Raw genomic sequence first — 18,170 nt, forward strand, 5'->3', positions numbered from 1 at the left:
TCTCTACCTACAGGCCCTAACTACTGAGTCGGTCTACCTTCAAATTCTGTCTCAGCGCATCCAGCAAATCCGTGGCCAGCAAGCCACGTTCACCCTGCGCGGCAGCGCAGGCATCCCCAGCCCGGGCATGTACCATGACACCAAAACGAGCCGCATCATACCCGCTCAAGCCCTGGGCTCGCAGTGCCGCGATGACTCCGGTCAGCACATCGCCCATGCCGCCACTCGCCATGCCGGGGTTACCCTCTGCAATCAGGGCCCGGCCCGCCTCGCCCTGAATCAAGGTCCCCAATCCCTTAAGCAACACTGTGCCTCCGTAACGGGCGTGCAGACTTTCCAACGCGGCAAAGCGATCCCGCTGGATGGCGGCATTATCGACCTTTAGCAACCTGGCCGCCTCCCCTGGATGGGGGGTTAGCACCCAATCCGCTTCACCCACACCCTCCATGTCAGCGAGCAGGTTAAGCGCGTCCGCATCCAGCACCATGGGTTTGCCACTGCTCAAGACCAGCTCCAGCAATTCCCGGCCCCAGTCATCGCACGCCAACCCCGGCCCAATGGCGATGACTGTGGCCGCCGCTATCAACGGCTTCGCGTCCTCCGCGTTGTTCACCCCTCGAGCCATTACCTCAGGCTGCCGGGCTATCATGATCGGCACATTCTCCGGGCGGGTTATCAGGCTGACTTTACCGGCTCCACAACGCGCGGCAGCCTGAGCGCTCATGATCGGCGCGCCCGCAAAACCATGATCACCACCGATCACTAACACATGGCCATAACGCCCCTTGTGGCCATCCAGCTCACGCGACGGCAGTGTTGCCAACAGTTCAGCAGAGGTGGGCACCCGGCAGTCTGCCGGCGTCTGTTGGTACACATCCCAAGGCACCTGTAGATCAGCAAACCGCAGTTCACCACTGTGCACTGGCCCCTGCCCGGTCAACAGCCCGCGTTTCACCCCGATAAAGGTAACCGTCAGCTCGGCACTCAGGACAGCACCCAACGGCATACCACTATCAGCACTGAGCCCGGAGGGAATATCCAGTGCCAGACAGGGGGTCAAGAGACGAGCCAGTGCCGCCAGCAACACCGCCGCATCCTCTCGCAAGGGGCTCGCCAGTCCGGTACCAAACAGGCCGTCCACCAGAAGTTCGGCATCCTCCGGCAGCGTCGACAAGGTCAGCGGCTGCATGGGAATGGCCAGCGCCTGACAACGCTGCGCCATGGCGAGGGCATCGCCGGAGAGGGAATCGGGAGCCTTGATGAAGTGGATACACGGCTGCAAACCAGCCTCATGAGCCAAAGCCGCCACCACATAACCATCGCCACCGTTATTGCCGCCGCCGCATAAAACAGCAATGCGCCTGACTTCCGGCCAGCGTTCACACAATGCGTTAAAGGCGAACTGGCCGGCCCGCTGCATCAGCTCGGCACCAGGGGTACCGGCAGCAATCGCCAGGCGATCCAGCTCACGGGTCTGAGCGGCGGTATAGAGCGCGGTCGGCAGTGTGGTCATGTTATCCTTCGCCTTTGCCGTAGTGGCACTGCGGAATTCACGCCATTATACCCACGGGACCCGGCCGTTCAGAAACCCATGGATCTGCATCAGCTCAAGGACAAAATCCAGCAATGGGGTCGAGAACTCGGCTTCCAGCAAATCGGTATTGCCGATACGGATCTCAGTATCGCAGAAGCGGACCTGAAAGCCTGGCTGGCCAAAGGCTATCAGGGACAGATGGAATGGATGGCCGCTCACGGCAACAAACGCTTTCGCCCCGAAGAACTGGAACCAGGCACGCTACGGGTCATTTCTGCACGCATGGACTACCTGCCCCCAGATACCCAGCCGGTAAAAATGCTACAGGAGAAGGACAAGGCCTACGTGTCCCGTTATGCCCTGGGTCGTGATTATCACAAATTGATCCGCAAGCGACTGGCCACCCTGGCCAGCCGAATCCGTGAGGAAGTGGCAGACAGCCAACTGGCGCGGGCATTTGTAGACAGTGCGCCCGTCATGGAAAAGCCCCTGGCCGCCAAGGCCGGACTGGGCTGGCAGGGCAAACACACACTGGTGCTGAACAGGGAAGCGGGAAGCTGGTTTTTTCTCGGCGAGATCTACACCGACATCCCCCTGCCGGTGGACACACCGGGAGAGGATCACTGCGGCAAGTGCAAGGCCTGCATCACCGTATGCCCCACCGACGCCATCGTGGCACCCTATCAGCTGGATGCGCGCCGCTGCATTTCCTACCTGACCATCGAGCACGATGGCAGCATCCCCGAAGACCTGCGCCCCGGCATCGGCAACCGCATCTTCGGCTGCGACGACTGCCAGCTGATGTGCCCCTGGAACCGCTTCGCACAGCACACCGGCGAGACCGATTTCCACCCCCGCCACGGACTGGGGGACAGTGATCTTGTCACGCTATTCGGATGGAATGAGGAAGAATTTCTGGAACGCACCGCCGGCTCGGCGATTCGTCGGGCAGGCTATGAAAAATGGCTGAGGAATATTGCGGTAGCGCTGGGCAATGCCCCCACCTCAGAGGGCGTAATCCTCGCCCTCAACGCGCGACGGAACCACCCGGATGAGACGGTTCAGGAGCATGTGCAGTGGGCGCTGGAGCAGCATCAAGGATAGTTTCGAGTAACGAGTAACGAGTCGCGAAAGTCAAAACCCTGAAACCATCGCTTTTCAGGGTTTCGCAACTCGAAACTCGTTACTCGCAACTTGTGTTCACGCGTCGATAAAGTGCTCGCGGTAGTACTTCAGCTCAGCAATGGATTCGCGTATATCGTCCAACGCCAGATGCTTGCCTTCCTTCTTGAAGCCTTCCAGGATTTCCGGCTTCCAGCGCCGCGCCAGCTCTTTCAGGGTAGACACATCCAGATTGCGATAGTGGAAAAAGGCTTCCAGTTCCTGCATGTAGTTGGCCATAAAGCGGCGGTCCTGACAGATACTGTTGCCACACATGGGTGACATACCCGGCTCCACGTACTGTTTCAGGAAATCGATGGTCTGGGCCTGGGCCTGCATCTCACTGATACGGCTTTCCTGCACCCGCTTCACCAACCCGGAATTGTTGTGGTGCTCGGTATTCCACTCATCCATGCCATCCAGCAGCTCATCACTCTGATGCACCGCCAGCACCGGCCCTTCCGCCAGCACATTGAGCTGGGAATCGGTAACGATGGTGGCGATTTCGATGATGCGATCGTTCTCCGGGCTCAGGCCGGTCATTTCCAGATCGATCCAGATCAGATTGTTGCGCTTATCGGTCATGGCTTGTCTCTTGGCTACGCGGTGGCTGTGACCGCATGGTAGCATGGCCCCAACCCAATACCGGAATGATACCCCTACCACCGTGGCCAAACGTAAACTCAACCGCCGCCAGCGCTGGCGCATCGAAAAGATCCAGGCAGAGAAGCGCGAACGCGCCCAGAAACGCAACGAGCAACTGGAAGAGCTGGTGGCAGACGATCTGGGCGACGAACAGCTCGGCATTATCACCGCCCACTTTGGCCAACAGGTGCAGGTAGAAAGCGCTGATGGCCCGAACGGCAAAGGCAAACAGCGTCGTCGCTGTCACTTCCGCGCCACCCTGGAACAACTGGTGGTGGGCGACCGCGTGATCTGGCAGCCACCCAAGAGTGAGGGACTGGGCGTGGTAGTGGCCATCGAGCCCCGCGACACGGTTCTCAAACGCCCGGATCCCTACGGTAACCTGAAGCCGGTGGCCGCCAACGTGGAACAGATGCTGGTGGTGTTCGCGCCCCTGCCCACCCCGTCCAGCACCCTGCTGGACCGTTATCTTGTTGCGGCGGAGCTGTCCGGCATCCCCGCCACTCTCGTGCTCAACAAGGCCGATCTGATTGATGAGGAACTGCGCCCCTTCATCGACGAGCTGAAAGCCATGTATCAGCGCCTCGATTATCCGGTGCTGGAACTGAGCGCCCACGATCATGACGGCCTGACGCCGCTGCACGAGATTCTCAAGGGCAAGATCAGTGTGTTTGTCGGCCAGTCAGGGGTGGGCAAGTCGTCGCTGGTGAATGCGGTGCTGCCGGAAGCGGCACTGGATGTGGGTGACCTCTCCGCCACCTCCGGGCTGGGTCAACATACCACCGTCACCGCCCGCCTGTTCCACCTGCCCACCGGTGGCGAACTGATCGACTCCCCCGGCATCCGCGAATTCGGCCTTTGGCACATCAGCGAGGACGAACTGCTGCACGGCTACCGGGAGCTCTCCGAGCTGGCCGGCCACTGCAAATTCCGCAACTGCTCCCACCGCAACGAACCCGGCTGCGCCTTCCTTGACGCCGCCGACAGCGGCGCCATCAGCGAAGAACGGCTGGAAAACTTCTACCAGATCGCCGATACGCTGGATGAGGAAGGGCGTGAAAGGTACCAGTGAAAAGTGAACAGTTAACAGTGAACAACGAATAAGGGACAATGTCCCCCAACCCTGATGGCGACGCACTGTTTTCGCTGTTCACTATTCACTGTTAACTGTTAACTGCCTTTATGTTGCCTCTACTGCTAGAACCAGCCGAACTCGCCAAGCATCTTGATGACGACAAGCTGCTGATCATTGATCTGGGCAAGCCGACCATCTATGTGCAGGCCCATGTGCCTGGTGCGATTCATCTGGATTTCAAGCGACTGCAGAGCGGTGCCCAGCCGGCACCGGGCATGATTCCCAGCGATGACGCTCTGAGCGATCTGTTTTCCAGCTTGGGGCTGACCCCGGATACCCATGTGGTGGCCTACGATGATGAGGGCGGCGGCTGGGCCGGACGGCTGCTGTGGGTGCTTGATGCGATTGGTCACAAGTCCTACAGCTATCTCAATGGCGGCATTCATGCCTGGCTGGCAGAGGGGCACCCCACCAGCAGCGACTCTCCAGAACCGACCCCCAGCGATTACGAAGTAGGTGAACATGATCCACTCACCGAGGTGCATCTGGATTACCTGCTCAAGCACTATGACAACCCCGGCCTGGCCCTGTGGGATTCCCGCTCCGAGGAGGAATACGCTGGCGTACGGGCGTTTGCCCAGAAAGCGGGCCACATCCCCGGCGCCATCCATTATGAGTGGACCGACGCCATGGATCGCAGCAACAACCTGCGCCTGCGCCCACTGGACGAGATTCGGGCCGAACTGGAAACCCGTGGCATCACGCCTGACAAGGAAGTGATCTGCCATTGCCAGACCCATCACCGCTCCAGCTTCTCATGGCTGGTCGGCAAAATTCTCGGCTACCCGCGCCTGCGCGGCTATGCCGGCTCCTGGGCCGAATGGGGCAACCACCCCGACACCCCGGTCGAGAAGCCCACCCCCTGATACCTGGCACTTATGCCTCCGACAGCAAGGACAATACCTTGAACCTACGTGACAAGCTTTTCGTGATCCTGCAATACCTGATTCCCCAGCACGGGCTGTCCCGTCTGGTTGGCACCCTGGCACGCAGTGAAGTGCCATGGATCAAGACCACCTTCATCAATCAGTTCATGAAACGGTTCGATATTCGCCTTGATGAAGCTGAAATCCAGGACCCGGATCAGTTTCCCTCCTTCAATGCCTTCTTTACCCGCGCACTGAAAGACAATGCCCGTCCGCTGGAAGCCGACGCAGTGAATGACATTGCCAGCCCCGCCGACGGAGCCATCAGTCAGCTGGGAGGCATCCGTGCCAACCAGATCTTTCAGGCCAAAGGCCACGATTATTCCCTGTATGATCTGGTGGGCGGAGACAGCGCCCTGGCCAGCGAATTCACCAATGGCCATTTCGCCACCATCTACCTGTCACCCCGGGATTACCATCGCGTACACATGCCGTTCACCGGCACCCTGCGTGAAACCCGCTACGTACCCGGCGACCTGTTCTCGGTAAACGAGGCCACCGCCAACGGCGTACCCAACCTGTTTGCCCGCAACGAACGGCTGGTGTGCATCTTTGATACCGACAATGGCCCCATGGCGGTCATCCTGGTGGGCGCCATGATTGTGGCAGGCATCGAGACCGTGTTCTCGGGCCAGGTCACACCGCTTCCCAAACAGGTAGTGACTACTGACTATCTGCGTACACAGCCCATCACCTTGCAAAAAGGCGATGAGCTGGGACGTTTTCTGCTTGGATCCACCGTGGTTCTGCTGTTTCCCGAAGGCAAGGCGGGCTTTGAAAGTGATCTCAAAGCGGGCTCTGTGGTTCGCGTCAAAGGCAAGCTGGGCAGCTACTGCTAGTTCCAGCCCTACTCGTTTCCCCGCTTTCAGGCAATGACCGCATTGAAAGCGGGTATCCCCCCCGACATCACGATACGTCCGTACGGCAACTGTGAACCCGTTCATCTTCCTTACAATAGCCGGCCCGAACAACAACACCGGAATTCCCATGCTGACCGAAGCTCTGCACCAGAAGACTCGCCCCTGGCGCCAGCGCCTGCAAAATGGTCGTGCCCGCCTGTTCGACTCCGATACGCTGAGCCTGGCCGAACAGACCTCCTTCGACACCCTGTTCGATGATGGGCTGGTCAAGCTTCGCTATTATCCGCCGCTGCAGGAAAAGGCGATTCCGCTCAGCGATGGCACCATCATGCCGGTAAGTCAGACCTCCCAGCGCACACCGCTGGTACTGGTTGCACCTCTGGCGGTGAACATGCTGATCTATGATCTGTTCCCCCAGCGCAGCCTGGTGCGCTACCTGCGTGCACGCGGGTTTGAGCTGTACATGGTGGACTGGGGCCGTCCCGGTAAACACCACAACCATTTGTCACTGAGCAGCTACTTTGCTGATTATCTGCCCAAGTTGCTGGTGCAAGTTCGCCAGCACAGCGGCAAGCAGAAACTCAATCTGCATGGCTGGAGTTTTGGTGGCCTGTTCAGCCTCTGTTATACCGCTCTGGGCAATGATTCGGACATCAACAATCTGGTGCTGGTCGGCACACCTTGCGACTATCATCGCAACGGTGCACTGGGCACGCAGTACCGTCGCCTCAGCCGTCGCGCCAAGTGGATTCGCAGCAACACCGGCTTGCGCATTCACGATGTACCAGCACGCTTTCTGCGTTCGCCCGGCTGGGTGAACAGCCTGGCGTTCAAACTCACCAACCCGGTGGGCAGCCTGCAGGGCTACATGAATCTGGTGAAGAACCTGCATGATCGGGAATTCGTCACCGCCCACGCTACCAACGGCGCGTTTCTGGATGACATGGTCGCCTACCCCGGCGGCGTGATTCAGGACATTGTTCGTTATCTGTGGACGGATAACGTGGTGGCCAAAGGCAACTTGCCCATGGAAGACAATCAGGGCCATCTGAGCAACGTCACCGCCAACGTGCTCAACATTACCGGCGCAGCCGACCCCATCGTGACCCGCGATTGCAGCCATGCCATGGAGCCGCTGATCCGTAGCAAGGACAAGACGTTCATCACTATCGATGGTGGCCATATGGGCATTCTCGGCAGCACCACAGCCCAAAAACAAAGCTGGGGCAAGATTGCCGACTGGTTGATAGAAAGAGACTAGCCTCAAGCTGCAACGCGGACTTACGCCAAAAGCAGACGACGATTCGAAGCCGCACTCAAACATGAGTGCGGCTTTTTTGTGGTTTTTTGCGACGGCGGCGCGAAACGTATCTCTCTCCATGCCCGGCAAGCAAGCCGAAGCGCATCAAGGCTGAGGACCGAGTTTTGAAAAGCAAAAGGCCCCACAACCTGATGGGTTTGGGGTTCAGGTTTTGATCTTCGAAACTCGTTTCTCGTCACTCGAAACTGATCCCTCGCCCGGTTCGAATCGCCTGCGGACAAGCCCCTGCAGCGGGATTGCCATGATGCAGCCCTCATTGTCATCTGCCCGTCACACCCCAAATCTAGGCTGACCCTTCATGTTATGGATAACAGCCCTAGAACGGATATGTCTCGCCATCTGATTCTTTTCCCCTGTGGTCACATGGGCAATCTGTTGATTGCACTGCCTCATCTCAAAGCCATGCTGGATGCGCACCCCCAGGCACTGCTGGTGACAAATGCACGCTACCGGGAACTGGTGGAGCACAGCCTTCCTGACGAACGACGACTGCTGTTTTATCCCGAACCTGCGCTCGCGCCTTCACAACCCATCATCCGACGAATCAGCCACTATCTCGGTTTTGTCCGCGCACTGAGGCAGTTTTCCGCTGACGTGACCATTGACATTGAAGGAGAGCAAAAGTCCGCCACCCTGGCACGATTAAGCGGTGCAGCAAAGCGGATCGGCCCACCCCGCCGCCATGCAAAATGGTTCTACAACGACATTCGGCAAGCAATCTGGTCGGCACACCGGTGGCACGGATACGGCAGCCTTAGCCAGCCTGCCGCCAGCTTGCCATCGCGCTATTTGCCAATAACTAGCAGCAAGACAGGCCAGGAAGAAATGCAACGGGCCACAGAACGACTGGCTGCGGGCCCGCGCGTGCTGATCCATGTCGGCGCCACCAAAACCTATAAAATGTGGCATCCGGAGCAGTTTGCCAGCCTCTGCCAGAGGCTTCGGCGTGCCGGCTGTGTACCGGTCTTGATCGGCGCTGGCCAGAAAGATCGCAGTCAAATCCAGCGGGTACAAAGCTTCCTCTGCGAGCCGGTCTGCGACCTGTGCGACCGACTCAGCCTGTCCGGCATGGTTGCTCTGATGCAAGACAGTCAGGGCTATGTAGGTAACGACAGTGGCCCCATGCATCTGGCCGCTGCCTGCCGCCTGCCCACCATCGGACTGTTCGGCCCCACCGACGATTCACTGTGGGCACCACTTTCGGAGAACGCCGTCGTTCTTCGCCGCCAGCCTTGCCGTTCGGACTGCGAGCGTAGTAGTTGCTCACTGGACAGCTATCCCTGCCTGCAAAGCATAACCGTGGATCAGGTGATGCAGCAGCTGACCCGACTGGGAGTCCTCCCCGAGCCCACCACGTTACCGATCCACAGAGCACTGTATTAGGAACGCTCTGACCTGCCGCTCCCTTTCCCTGCCTGCAGGCGATCCGAGCCTTGGCGAGGTAAGGATTCCAGAAGCGAGTTTCGAGTCCCGAGTAGCGAAAATCAAAAGATGCCCGGCGGGAAAGTGATTTTGGTTTTGCCTTTCGAAACTCGGTACTCGTCACTCGTACCTCATTGCCTCGCCAAGGCACGGATCGCCTACAAACCGACTCCCAATATTAGCCCATCAAAAAAGCCGCAAGCTTTTGCTTGCGGCTTCTCTGTTGTAAAGGTTGCGATTCGTGATCAGAACAGGTCCAGCAGCCCTGTCAGCAATCCGGTGATTGGCGAGAGCAGATCCAGGAGCGGATCCAGCGGGCTGAGCACGCGTTCATCTAACTGCTCTGTCACTTCACGCACTACCACCAACAGCACCGATGACAAGGCATCCCCCGGCAGCGTGACATAATCCTCTGCGCCGGGAATCTGATTGAGTAGCAACACATCCCCTACCAACGTTTGCAGGGTTGCCGCCACTGCTCCCACCAACTGCTCACCAGTGGCAGAAGTATCCAGCAACACCAACTGCTCAAGCGTGTTGGCCAGACCAAGCGTCACTGTTGACAGCACCGAGGTCAGACCCGCAAACACAGGCACCTCTCCCGGCACCTGCTCTTCCAGTCCATCGACAATGTTGTCCAGATTGCGGGCCAGCTCCACTAGCGGCCCAGCGATAAAGGCAATATCCGCAGTGGTATCCCCCTCGCCTGCATCAATACCCGCATTGCCAAATCCGGCGGCAAAGGCATCGAAGGCATCTCCCAACTGATTGAAGGGTTCAGGCAAACTGCTGGTATCGATAGCTTGCAACTGCTCAGCCGCAGCAAAAACCGCCTCCACAGACTGGCTCATCTCGCTGGTATCACCTGAAAGAATCGCAGCGGTTGCGGCATCCATAGCATTGAAGAGAATATCCGTACCCGCCAGCATCTGATCAAACACCTGGCGCTGCTCTTCCGGCAAACCGGCACCCGCCTCGGTGAAACCTGCCACCAGAGTTTCCCGCAATTCCTTGAGAGGCCCAGTGAAGTTGGCATCAAAACCTTCCGGCAAAGGCAGCGGCAAGGCATAACCTCCCAGCGCCTGACCAGAGAAATCGTTACCCGCAGAGACCATCGTCATCATCTGTTTTTCAAAACAATGACTAAATGCCGGCTGCAGTTCGCCAACCGTAATAACACCAAGCCCCTCCGCATCGGGATCAACCTCATAAGCCTCAACGCAAAGCTTGGCAGGAGCCAGAGTAACCGGGTTAGCTTCAACGGCTTTCATCCAGAAGAATCCGTAGCTATCCCCCTTCTGATAACGTGCAGCATTACGTTCGGTATCGGCAAGGGAACGGGTTTTCCCGGCCGCCCCACTGACAACAAATTCCGTACGGCCGCAGGAAGGCACTGCATTCAACACCTGCAGATCATGATCATGGCCTGCAAACAGGAAATCCGCCTGGTCGCAAACCGCTTCTTCCATGAACGCCTTCCAACGCTCACCGGCCAGCACGGGTAGCAACTCACTGGGCACACCGTCATAGTTGCCTGCATTGCCGTGACTACCATTGGACAGGTAAGGATGGTGGGACATGGCAATCTTGAAGACGGCATCAGAACCGCCCAACGCATTGACTGCCCAGTTACGCTGATCAATACCATAGGTGTGATAGGCATAGGCCAGATCCGGATCGGCGAAACCTCCAGCGATGGGATTGGAATCCAGCGCAAAGAAATCGATCAGGGGCCGTGAATTGATGGTGGTGGTACCAACACTGTGCTGGTAATAACGATCAGGCATCTTCCAGCGGTTGGACAACTTGCCATCAAAGTAGGTGTAGTCCACCTGGAACTCACCCCGAGCATTGCCCGCACCATCCCCCCCTACATAGGCGGTGTTGTCATGGTTGCCGAGCACCATATAGAACGGCAGGTCTACCGGCTCAAACGGCTTTTCGAATTTTTCTTCGAACTGGGGATCATCCACGCTGGTGACGCCGGATTCATAAATGTTGTCACCCAGACCAACAACAAGATCACAGCCGGGGAACGCCATATCATCAAAGAACTCATCCTTGTTCTGGCACACCGTTGCGATTGCCTCACCCACCGCATACTGCCCGGCAGAGCCACTTCCTGAATCGCCGATAACAATAAAGCGCACCGCTGCCAGCGGATTTGCCGCGCCGGTATCGCCTCCCTCCCCGCCGTCATCGGGATCCGTGGGCTGATTCGGGGTCGGCGTATTGGCAGAGCTATTGTTACCTGCGGCTCCGCTTCCACTATCGCCACCGCAGGCGCTCAGGGTGATCGCCGCAACCAGCGGCAGTAATTTCCAGGGGGACATCATGACAATACCTCGTTAACGGTGACGGCATTCAGTGGAAGAGGAGGATAGTTAAAGGCAGTGCGAAGAGTGCGCGGGCGCGACACAGGACCATCTTCGATGAGACGACTGTCGCCACTTTTCACCGACACCACCTTGGTTTTGCTGTTATCAATCTGGCCTCGCAGATCGAAGGACTCGATGCTCTGAGCGTAATAAAACTCTGCCTGGGCACGTGCGCGGGTCACATCAACCAAAATGAAACCGCGCGATTTTGCTTCCACATAACGGATATGTGGATTGACGACAGGAATCAGGATGCCGGCCAGCTCGGCGGCACCATCAGGAAATCCCGGGCTGGTTACCGCAGGGGTGACAAACTCCGCCGCCAGCGGTTTGTCGAAAAGATCACCCAACAGCGAAGACGGATTGCGATAAATTTCGCTGGCCCAGGAGGTATGAATATCCCCGGTCAGCACCACCACGTTGTCGATGTTGTTGTCATCAATGTGGTTAAGAATTTTCAAACGGTCGGCCGCATAACCATCCCATTGATCCATATTGATCGCGGACAGATTGCTGCGTAGCTGTGCCTGGTCTTCGGTGAGACTCGGTAACTCGGCAATATTGAGCTGCCCGAACATGACTTGCTGACCGATAAAACGCCACTGGGCATTGGACTGGCTCAGGGAGTCGAGCAAGAAATCCATCTGATCAGCACTGATCAGATGACGGTCCTCACTGTTGCGAGCCGGATCCAGCGGCACGGTGAGCTGTTCATCGCGTCCTTCCAGGCGTGTATCCAGCATGGTCAGGTCAATCAGGTCACCGTACTGAAACTGGCGATAAATCACGCTGTAATTACCAGGCTCGCGAGGACGGATCGGCAGCCACTCGAAGTACGCCTGCTGGGATACCGCTTTGCGGGCCTCCCAGTCCCCCTCCGTCAGAGGCTGGTGATTCTCCGCTCCATCACGATAGCTGTTATCGGTAGATTCGTGGTCGTCCCACACCGCAATCATGGGAAACTGCTGATGCAGAGCCTGAAGATCGTCATCAGTTTTATACTGGGCATGGCGCTGGCGGTAGTCGGCCAGCGTCACCATCTCCTGCGGCGGCAAGGGATCACGCTCAGGAAAGTCACCGTACTCACCCGGCCCATACTCATACAGGTAATCGCCCAGGTGGAGCACAAAATCCAGATCAGCGTGCTCAGCAACGGCACGGTACACGGAGAAAAAACCATAGGGGTAGTTGGCGCAGGACACCACCGCAAAGCGGGCCCGATCAATAAAGCTGCCGGATGCGGGGAAGGTACGGGTCCGCCCCACCGGTGAACGCTCACCGCCCACCGAAAATTGATAGTAGTACCAGTGATCCGGCTGCAAGCCGTCGGCGTCGATCTTGACGCAGTAATCGCCATCCTCGGTAGCCGTAGACATGTACACCGCAACGGGCTGAAGCATGGCCTGATCTGTGGCCACTGTCAGTGTCACGGGGACATCGCCATCGGCTTCCGGCGTGACCCTGGTCCAGAGCATTACCCGGTCAGACAGCGGATCGCCAGAAGCGACACCATGATCAAAACGCACTTTCGGCGTCGCCCCTACCGGCTCTTCATCTGGAAGATTAGGTGTTGGCGTGGCTGATGTATTGTTTGCTGCTGAAGAAGAGCTGCTGCTACCGCCACACCCTGCCAGCGCCAGGGTCCCTCCGGCCCCCAGGGCCTGAATGACCACTCGTCGTTTGCTATCCATGCAGTCCCCCTAAATAGTGAAAGCCATCCACGTTGAATGGCCTCACAAGATTAGGCAGACAATTGCACCCAGACAGTGGCGCTTGAGTAGTGGGACTGTAGTGCTATGTAGCCGCCTGTAACCGCCCAGTTAAAGGTGACAGAGGCATGAATTTCAATGGCATTATCCCGGTCATGGCGAGCCGAAATCAGAGGATGGCGAAGGCCCCGGGTAGATGCTGGCGCAGGGTCAGCAGGTTTTCTTCCTGCACTTCCATGTGCCCGAAACAATTGGCCATGGTACCTGCGTAGCGCAAGCCATCTTTCTGAATTGCCTCTGCCGTGAGCAAGGCATGGCTGATACAGCCCAACTTCATACCCACCACCTGAATCACCGGCAGCTCCAGCTCTTTGGCAAGTGCAGAAAGCATTTCGCGATCATTCAGCGGCACCCGCCAACCACCAGCCCCTTCAATCAGGATCAGGTCGGCAGGGTGGGCACTGAGAGCACCACGTACATAGCCGACCAGCCGCGCCAGGGAGATCACTTTGCCCTCCTGCTGCGCAGCAATGTGCGGCGCAATCGGCGCCTTGAACGCTACCGGATTCACGGTGTCATAGGGCAGCTTCACCGAACTGGCCGCCATCAGCTGCAGGGCATCATCATTACGCCACCCCTCTGCAGTTTCCTCACACCCCGCCGCCACCGGCTTAAGTCCGTAGCAACTTAACCCCGCCTCCTGGGCACGCTCCAGCAAGCGACAGCTGACCCAGGTCTTACCGACTTCGGTGTCGGTACCGGTGACGAAGAAGATGCCTTTAAGGGCGGGGAGCTGGGGTTTCTGTTCTGTCATATCCGCATCGTCTTTGTTGTGAGGTTCAAACAGCGCTTATGCCAAGCGAGTTTCGAGTGCCGAGTTACGAAAACCAAAACCGTTTTATCCTTTCGCAACTCGCTTCTCGTGACTCGTTACTGTGTTTTTTCCGCTTCAAGAAACAGCACATTCCAGGTCAGCGGCAAGCCCTGCTCTGTTCGTTTCGTTTCGTACTCTGCCACCATCGCCTGCCAGGCGTGCTTGCCGGTGAGACCGGAAGCCCCGCTGACATGATCGGCACCGGTGGCCTTGAGCCGGCGGGCGATGGACTTGACGGAATCGTAGTACTCCACCATCACCTGCTGCTGTAGCTCGGCATCGATAAAACCCGCCTGGAGCGCCGCATTCTGCCAATCACTGAAGTCAGGCAGCGCATTCACATGGGGGCGTTGGTTGACCACCTGCCAGCTTTGCTGCAATTCCTGCAACGAGCCGCGCAGGGGAACCGCCAACAACAACCGGCCGCCGGGCACCAGCACCCGGGCAATCTCTTGCAGCACAGCCTGCGGATCACACCATTGCAGGGCGAAGCAACTGAACACCAGCCCCTGGCTGGCCTCCGCCAACGGCAACTGCTCCGCATCGGCACACAGTGGCTGGTAATGTTCATTCAGGCGGCCACGCTCAGACGCCTCAGCCAGCATCGCTGAAGACAGGTCAACTGCCTGCCACTGCACCTCCGGTAGCACCAGCTGCTGAGCTCGCGCAAAGGGAGCGGTGGCGCACCCCAGATCCAGTGCCGCCGCCACCGGCAGGGCCACCGGCAGACGCTGCACCAGAGAACGGCCCACAGCGAGCTGCAGGATCGCGTGCTCGTCATAGCTGCGCGCGGCGCGACTGAAATGATCGCTGACCGCAGTCTTGGCCGGGGTCGAAGTGCTCATCTCAGCCAACCAGTTGATGGTCGCGATAGAAGTCATAGACGGCTTGGGTAAAGGTATCCGGTGCTGACAGGAAAGGCACATGGGCTACCTGCTCGATCAAGGCTGTACGGCCGGTGTTGATCAAGGACTCACTGGCAGCCATGGCCGCAGCCGGGACAATATGGTCGTTTTCCCCGAACACCATCAATACGGGCATGGCAAGGGTCGACAGCACCTTGCGAAGGTCCGCCTCGCGGAGAATATCGAGACCGCCGCGCAGGGCTTTCGGGGCTGGCAGACCACAGAAGTAGAGAATCTCTTTCAGCCGCGCCGTGTCCTGGCGCATGGCGGCACTGCCCTTGCAGTTGAGGGCAAGAAAGCGCACCAGGGTGCCTTCCTGATCCTCATCGAACATTTCCGCAAATTTCTCGAGAATCTCCGGGTTCATGGCAGTTCCCCACCCCTCTGCAGACGTGAAACGCGGCGAGGCTGCCACTGTCACCACCGACTGCACCCTATCAGGGGCCTTCTCCGCCATGGCCAGCGCCACCAGGCCACCCAGCGACCAGCCCAGCACATGGGCTTTTTCCGGCATGATATGCAGCACCTGCCCAGCAAGAAAATCCAGCGTGTAGTCTGCTCCGGGAAGCGGACTCTGGCCCATGCCGGGCAGATCCACCACCGTCACCCGGAAACGCTCCAGCAAGGCCGGCACGATGTCATCAAATACAATGGCATGCAGCCCCCAACCGTGAATCAGGATAATGTCCTGCGCATCAGCATCGTCTACGCCTGTGGCCTTGTAGGTGTTGTGATAGGGAATCAGCTTGGGCATTGAGTTTCCTTTTTTCACCACAGAGAGCACTGAGCACACAGAGAAAAAACATGTCCCCGCTTTCTTGCCAGCGAGGGCTGCCAACAAGCTTGTTACACCCTGTGTTCTCTGTGACCTCTGTGGTTAACAATCATTTCTGGCACTGTTCCAGCGCCGTCAGCAGGGCATCCACATCCGCCAGTTCATGGGCCGCAGACAGAGTCACCCGCAAACGCGCCTCGCCTTCCGGCACCGTAGGCGGACGGATCGCGGTGATCAGAAACCCCTTCTCCCTGAGCGCCGCACTCAGCGCCATGGCGTCCGCGTCACTGCCGATCAGGATCGGCTGAATCGGCGTTTGTGACGCCATCAGCGTGTAGCCCTGTTCGCTGGCACCGGCACGAAAGCGCTTAACCAGTTCTGCCAGCTTTTGCCGTCGCCAGTTTTCCTGACGGGACTTTTCCAGACTGACCAGCGTGGCCGCCGCGACTGCAGCCGGCATGGCGGTGGTGTAGATGAAGGTGCGGGCGAATTGTATCAGGGTCTCGATCAGCTCATGGCTGCCCGCCACAAAGGCACCACCGGCACCCAGCCCCTTGCCCAACGTACCCATGAGAATCTGGGTGCGCGCATTCACCCCTTGGGCAAACAGCGAACCTCTCCCAAGCTCATCCAGCACCCCCAGGCCATGGGCATCATCCACCATCAGCCAAGCCTCATTGGCTTCGCAGACCTCAGCCAGGGCCGCCAGCGGGGCCTCATCACCATCCATGCTGAACACCCCATCAACCACTACCAGCTTGCGGCGGGCCTCACCGCGTTGCAGCAGGCGCTCCAGCGCCAGCGGATCGTTGTGGGCAAAACGGCGAAAGCGCGCCCCACTGAGCAAGCCACCGTCAAGCAGTGAGGCATGGTTGAGTCGATCCTCAAACACCGCATCGGCCTTGCCAAGCAGGGCGGAGATCACACCAAGGTTGGCCATGTAGCCGGTGGAAAACAGCAATGCCCGCTCACGGCCGGTATGCGCCGCCAGCGCTTCTTCCAGTTCTTGATGAGGGCGCTGGTGACCGCACACCAGATGGGAGGCCCCACTACCAACACCCCATTCACTGGCGGCCTGCTGAAAGGCAGCAATCACCTCCGGGTCATTGGCCAGCCCCAGATAGTCGTTACTGCAGAAGTTCAGATAGTCCCGGCCTTCCAGTCGCGCATGACGGCCGCAGGGCCCATCCATCACAAGAGGGTAGCGAAAACGGTGCTGGCGGCGCCGCTCTTCCAGGTCGGCGGCGAGATCAAAGGTCATTACATAACCCCGCAGGCCGGAAATTAGCGTCAACCAAGAGTGGTTTGCCTTTCGCTATTCACTGTTAACTGTTAATTATTCACTGCATTTCAGTGGCAGTCGCTGGACGCCCGGTGTCCTTGTCGAGCACATGCTTGGCGGCACGCTTGTCCATGGCGTTATAAAACAGACCGGCATCTTCTGCCTGCTGCTCGGCGACCTGAGCCTTGATAGCCTCTTCATGGGCTTCATCAGAAGCCTCATGCCGGGGATCCAGCGGATGGATACCCAAACGCTTGAACAGCTGCTGATCGTGGTTGGCTTCCGGGTTATCCGTGGTCAGCAGCCGCTCGCCGTAGAAAATGGAGTTGGCACCAGCCATGAAACAAAGGGCCTGCGCTTCGTCATTCATTTCCTGCCGACCTGCGGACAACCGGACATAGGATTCCGGCATCAGAATACGGGCCACCGCCACAGTGCGCACGAATTCGAACGGGTCCAGGTCATCCACGTCAGCCAGCGGCGTGCCTTCAATTTTTACCAGCATGTTGATCGGCACAGACTCAGGGTGATGAGGCAGGTTAGCCAGCTGCTGCAGCAGACCGACACGGTCATCACGCTCTTCGCCCATGCCAACGATACCGCCGCAACATACCTTCATGCCCGCATCGCGAACATTGGACAAGGTGCTGAGTCGATCGTTATAGGTACGGGTGGTGATCACCTTGCCGTAGTACTCCGGCGAGGTATCCAGATTATGGTTGTAGTAGTCGAGACCGGCATCGGCCAGTGCTTCGGCCTGACCCTTGTCCAGCATCCCCAAGGTCATGCACGTTTCCATGCCGAGGCCTTTCACCTGACGAATCATGTCCAGCACGAACGGCATGTCACGGTCGCGGGGGCTACGCCAGGCCGCGCCCATGCAGAAACGGGACGCACCTTTTTCACGAGCCGCCTTCGCCTCTTCCACCACCCGCGCCACTTCCAGCAGCTTTTCCTTTTCCAGCTCGGTGTTGTAGTGGCCAGACTGGGAGCAGTACTTGCAGTCTTCCGGGCAAGCACCAGTCTTGATGGACAGCAAGGTGCTCACCTGCACCGCGTTGGGATCGAAAAAGGCCCGATGAACGCTGGCCGCCTTGAACAACAGATCGTTGAACGGCAATGCAAACAGAGCTTCAATCTCACTACGCTTCCAGTCATGGCGTACAGCCATTTCAGACAGGGACGCTTGGGCGGTGCTGGCGGTGGCGGGCATGCTTGTCTCCTCGATTTGAGCCTAGAAGGC

15 protein-coding genes are annotated in these 18,170 nt (G+C 58.4%); 6 read left to right on the forward strand and 9 right to left on the reverse strand.

Annotated features, from left to right (window positions below; translation table 11 throughout):
• Positions 1–16: 16 nt before the first annotated feature.
• Positions 17–1,513, reverse strand: coding sequence for a bifunctional ADP-dependent NAD(P)H-hydrate dehydratase/NAD(P)H-hydrate epimerase (locus Y5S_RS11855; RefSeq protein WP_035233257.1), 1,497 nt, complete (start codon positions 1,511–1,513; stop codon positions 17–19).
• Between the two features lie 78 nt (positions 1,514–1,591).
• Here Y5S_RS11855 and queG point away from each other — a divergent pair, with 78 nt between their 5' ends.
• Positions 1,592–2,638: a tRNA epoxyqueuosine(34) reductase QueG gene (gene queG, locus Y5S_RS11860; RefSeq protein ID WP_035233258.1), complete on the forward strand. Its 1,047-nt coding sequence runs from the start codon at positions 1,592–1,594 to the stop codon at positions 2,636–2,638.
• Between the two features lie 96 nt (positions 2,639–2,734).
• Here queG and orn read toward each other — a convergent pair whose 3' ends face one another.
• Complete coding sequence (orn, locus tag Y5S_RS11865; protein ID WP_035233259.1) at positions 2,735–3,280, reverse strand: oligoribonuclease; 546 nt, start codon at positions 3,278–3,280, stop codon at positions 2,735–2,737.
• 82 nt (positions 3,281–3,362) lie between these two features.
• Between orn and rsgA the strand changes: the two genes are divergently transcribed.
• From rsgA to Y5S_RS19180, 5 genes are all read left to right on the forward strand, one after another.
• Positions 3,363–4,412, forward strand: a complete 1,050-nt coding sequence (gene rsgA / locus Y5S_RS11870; protein ID WP_035233363.1) for a small ribosomal subunit biogenesis GTPase RsgA — start codon at positions 3,363–3,365, stop codon at positions 4,410–4,412.
• A gap of 110 nt (positions 4,413–4,522) precedes the next feature.
• On the forward strand, positions 4,523–5,341 hold the full coding sequence (locus Y5S_RS11875; RefSeq protein ID WP_035233262.1) for a sulfurtransferase: 819 nt from the start codon (positions 4,523–4,525) through the stop codon (positions 5,339–5,341).
• Between the two features lie 38 nt (positions 5,342–5,379).
• On the forward strand, positions 5,380–6,240 hold the full coding sequence (gene asd, locus Y5S_RS11880) for an archaetidylserine decarboxylase (protein ID WP_035233263.1): 861 nt from the start codon (positions 5,380–5,382) through the stop codon (positions 6,238–6,240).
• A 148-nt stretch (positions 6,241–6,388) separates the two neighbouring features.
• Positions 6,389–7,522, forward strand: a complete 1,134-nt coding sequence (locus Y5S_RS11885; RefSeq protein WP_035233264.1) for an alpha/beta fold hydrolase — start codon at positions 6,389–6,391, stop codon at positions 7,520–7,522.
• Between the two features lie 387 nt (positions 7,523–7,909).
• On the forward strand, positions 7,910–8,965 hold the full coding sequence (locus Y5S_RS19180) for a glycosyltransferase family 9 protein (protein ID WP_052041569.1): 1,056 nt from the start codon (positions 7,910–7,912) through the stop codon (positions 8,963–8,965).
• A gap of 284 nt (positions 8,966–9,249) precedes the next feature.
• Here the strand turns inward: Y5S_RS19180 and Y5S_RS11895 are convergent, their stop codons facing one another.
• The 7 genes from Y5S_RS11895 to bioB form a co-directional block, all read right to left on the reverse strand.
• Positions 9,250–11,340: a metallophosphoesterase gene (locus Y5S_RS11895; protein ID WP_035233265.1), complete on the reverse strand. Its 2,091-nt coding sequence runs from the start codon at positions 11,338–11,340 to the stop codon at positions 9,250–9,252.
• Positions 11,337–13,073: an alkaline phosphatase D family protein gene (locus tag Y5S_RS11900; RefSeq protein ID WP_035233266.1), complete on the reverse strand. Its 1,737-nt coding sequence runs from the start codon at positions 13,071–13,073 to the stop codon at positions 11,337–11,339. The genes Y5S_RS11895 and Y5S_RS11900 overlap by 4 nt, the downstream gene beginning before the upstream one ends.
• A 187-nt stretch (positions 13,074–13,260) precedes the next feature.
• A complete protein-coding gene (bioD, locus tag Y5S_RS11905; RefSeq protein ID WP_035233267.1) occupies positions 13,261–13,905 on the reverse strand; it encodes a dethiobiotin synthase in 645 nt (214 codons plus the stop codon).
• A 116-nt stretch (positions 13,906–14,021) separates the two neighbouring features.
• The gene (gene bioC, locus Y5S_RS11910; protein ID WP_035233268.1) at positions 14,022–14,810 is read right to left on the reverse strand and encodes a malonyl-ACP O-methyltransferase BioC; all 789 of its coding nucleotides are present in this window, start codon (positions 14,808–14,810) and stop codon (positions 14,022–14,024) included.
• A 1-nt stretch (position 14,811) separates the two neighbouring features.
• Complete coding sequence (gene bioH / locus Y5S_RS11915) at positions 14,812–15,624, reverse strand: pimeloyl-ACP methyl ester esterase BioH (protein ID WP_035233269.1); 813 nt, start codon at positions 15,622–15,624, stop codon at positions 14,812–14,814.
• A 130-nt stretch (positions 15,625–15,754) separates the two neighbouring features.
• Positions 15,755–16,906 carry an 8-amino-7-oxononanoate synthase gene (gene bioF, locus Y5S_RS11920; protein WP_035233270.1) on the reverse strand — a complete coding sequence of 384 codons (1,152 nt, stop codon included), beginning with the start codon at positions 16,904–16,906 and terminating at the stop codon, positions 15,755–15,757.
• A gap of 79 nt (positions 16,907–16,985) precedes the next feature.
• Positions 16,986–18,140, reverse strand: coding sequence for a biotin synthase BioB (gene bioB, locus Y5S_RS11925; protein ID WP_035233271.1), 1,155 nt, complete (start codon positions 18,138–18,140; stop codon positions 16,986–16,988).
• Positions 18,141–18,170: the final 30 nt, after the last annotated feature.

Origin of the sequence: Alcanivorax nanhaiticus, from assembly GCF_000756665.1 — a bacterium.
GTDB lineage: Bacteria > Pseudomonadota > Gammaproteobacteria > Pseudomonadales > Alcanivoracaceae > Alcanivorax > Alcanivorax nanhaiticus.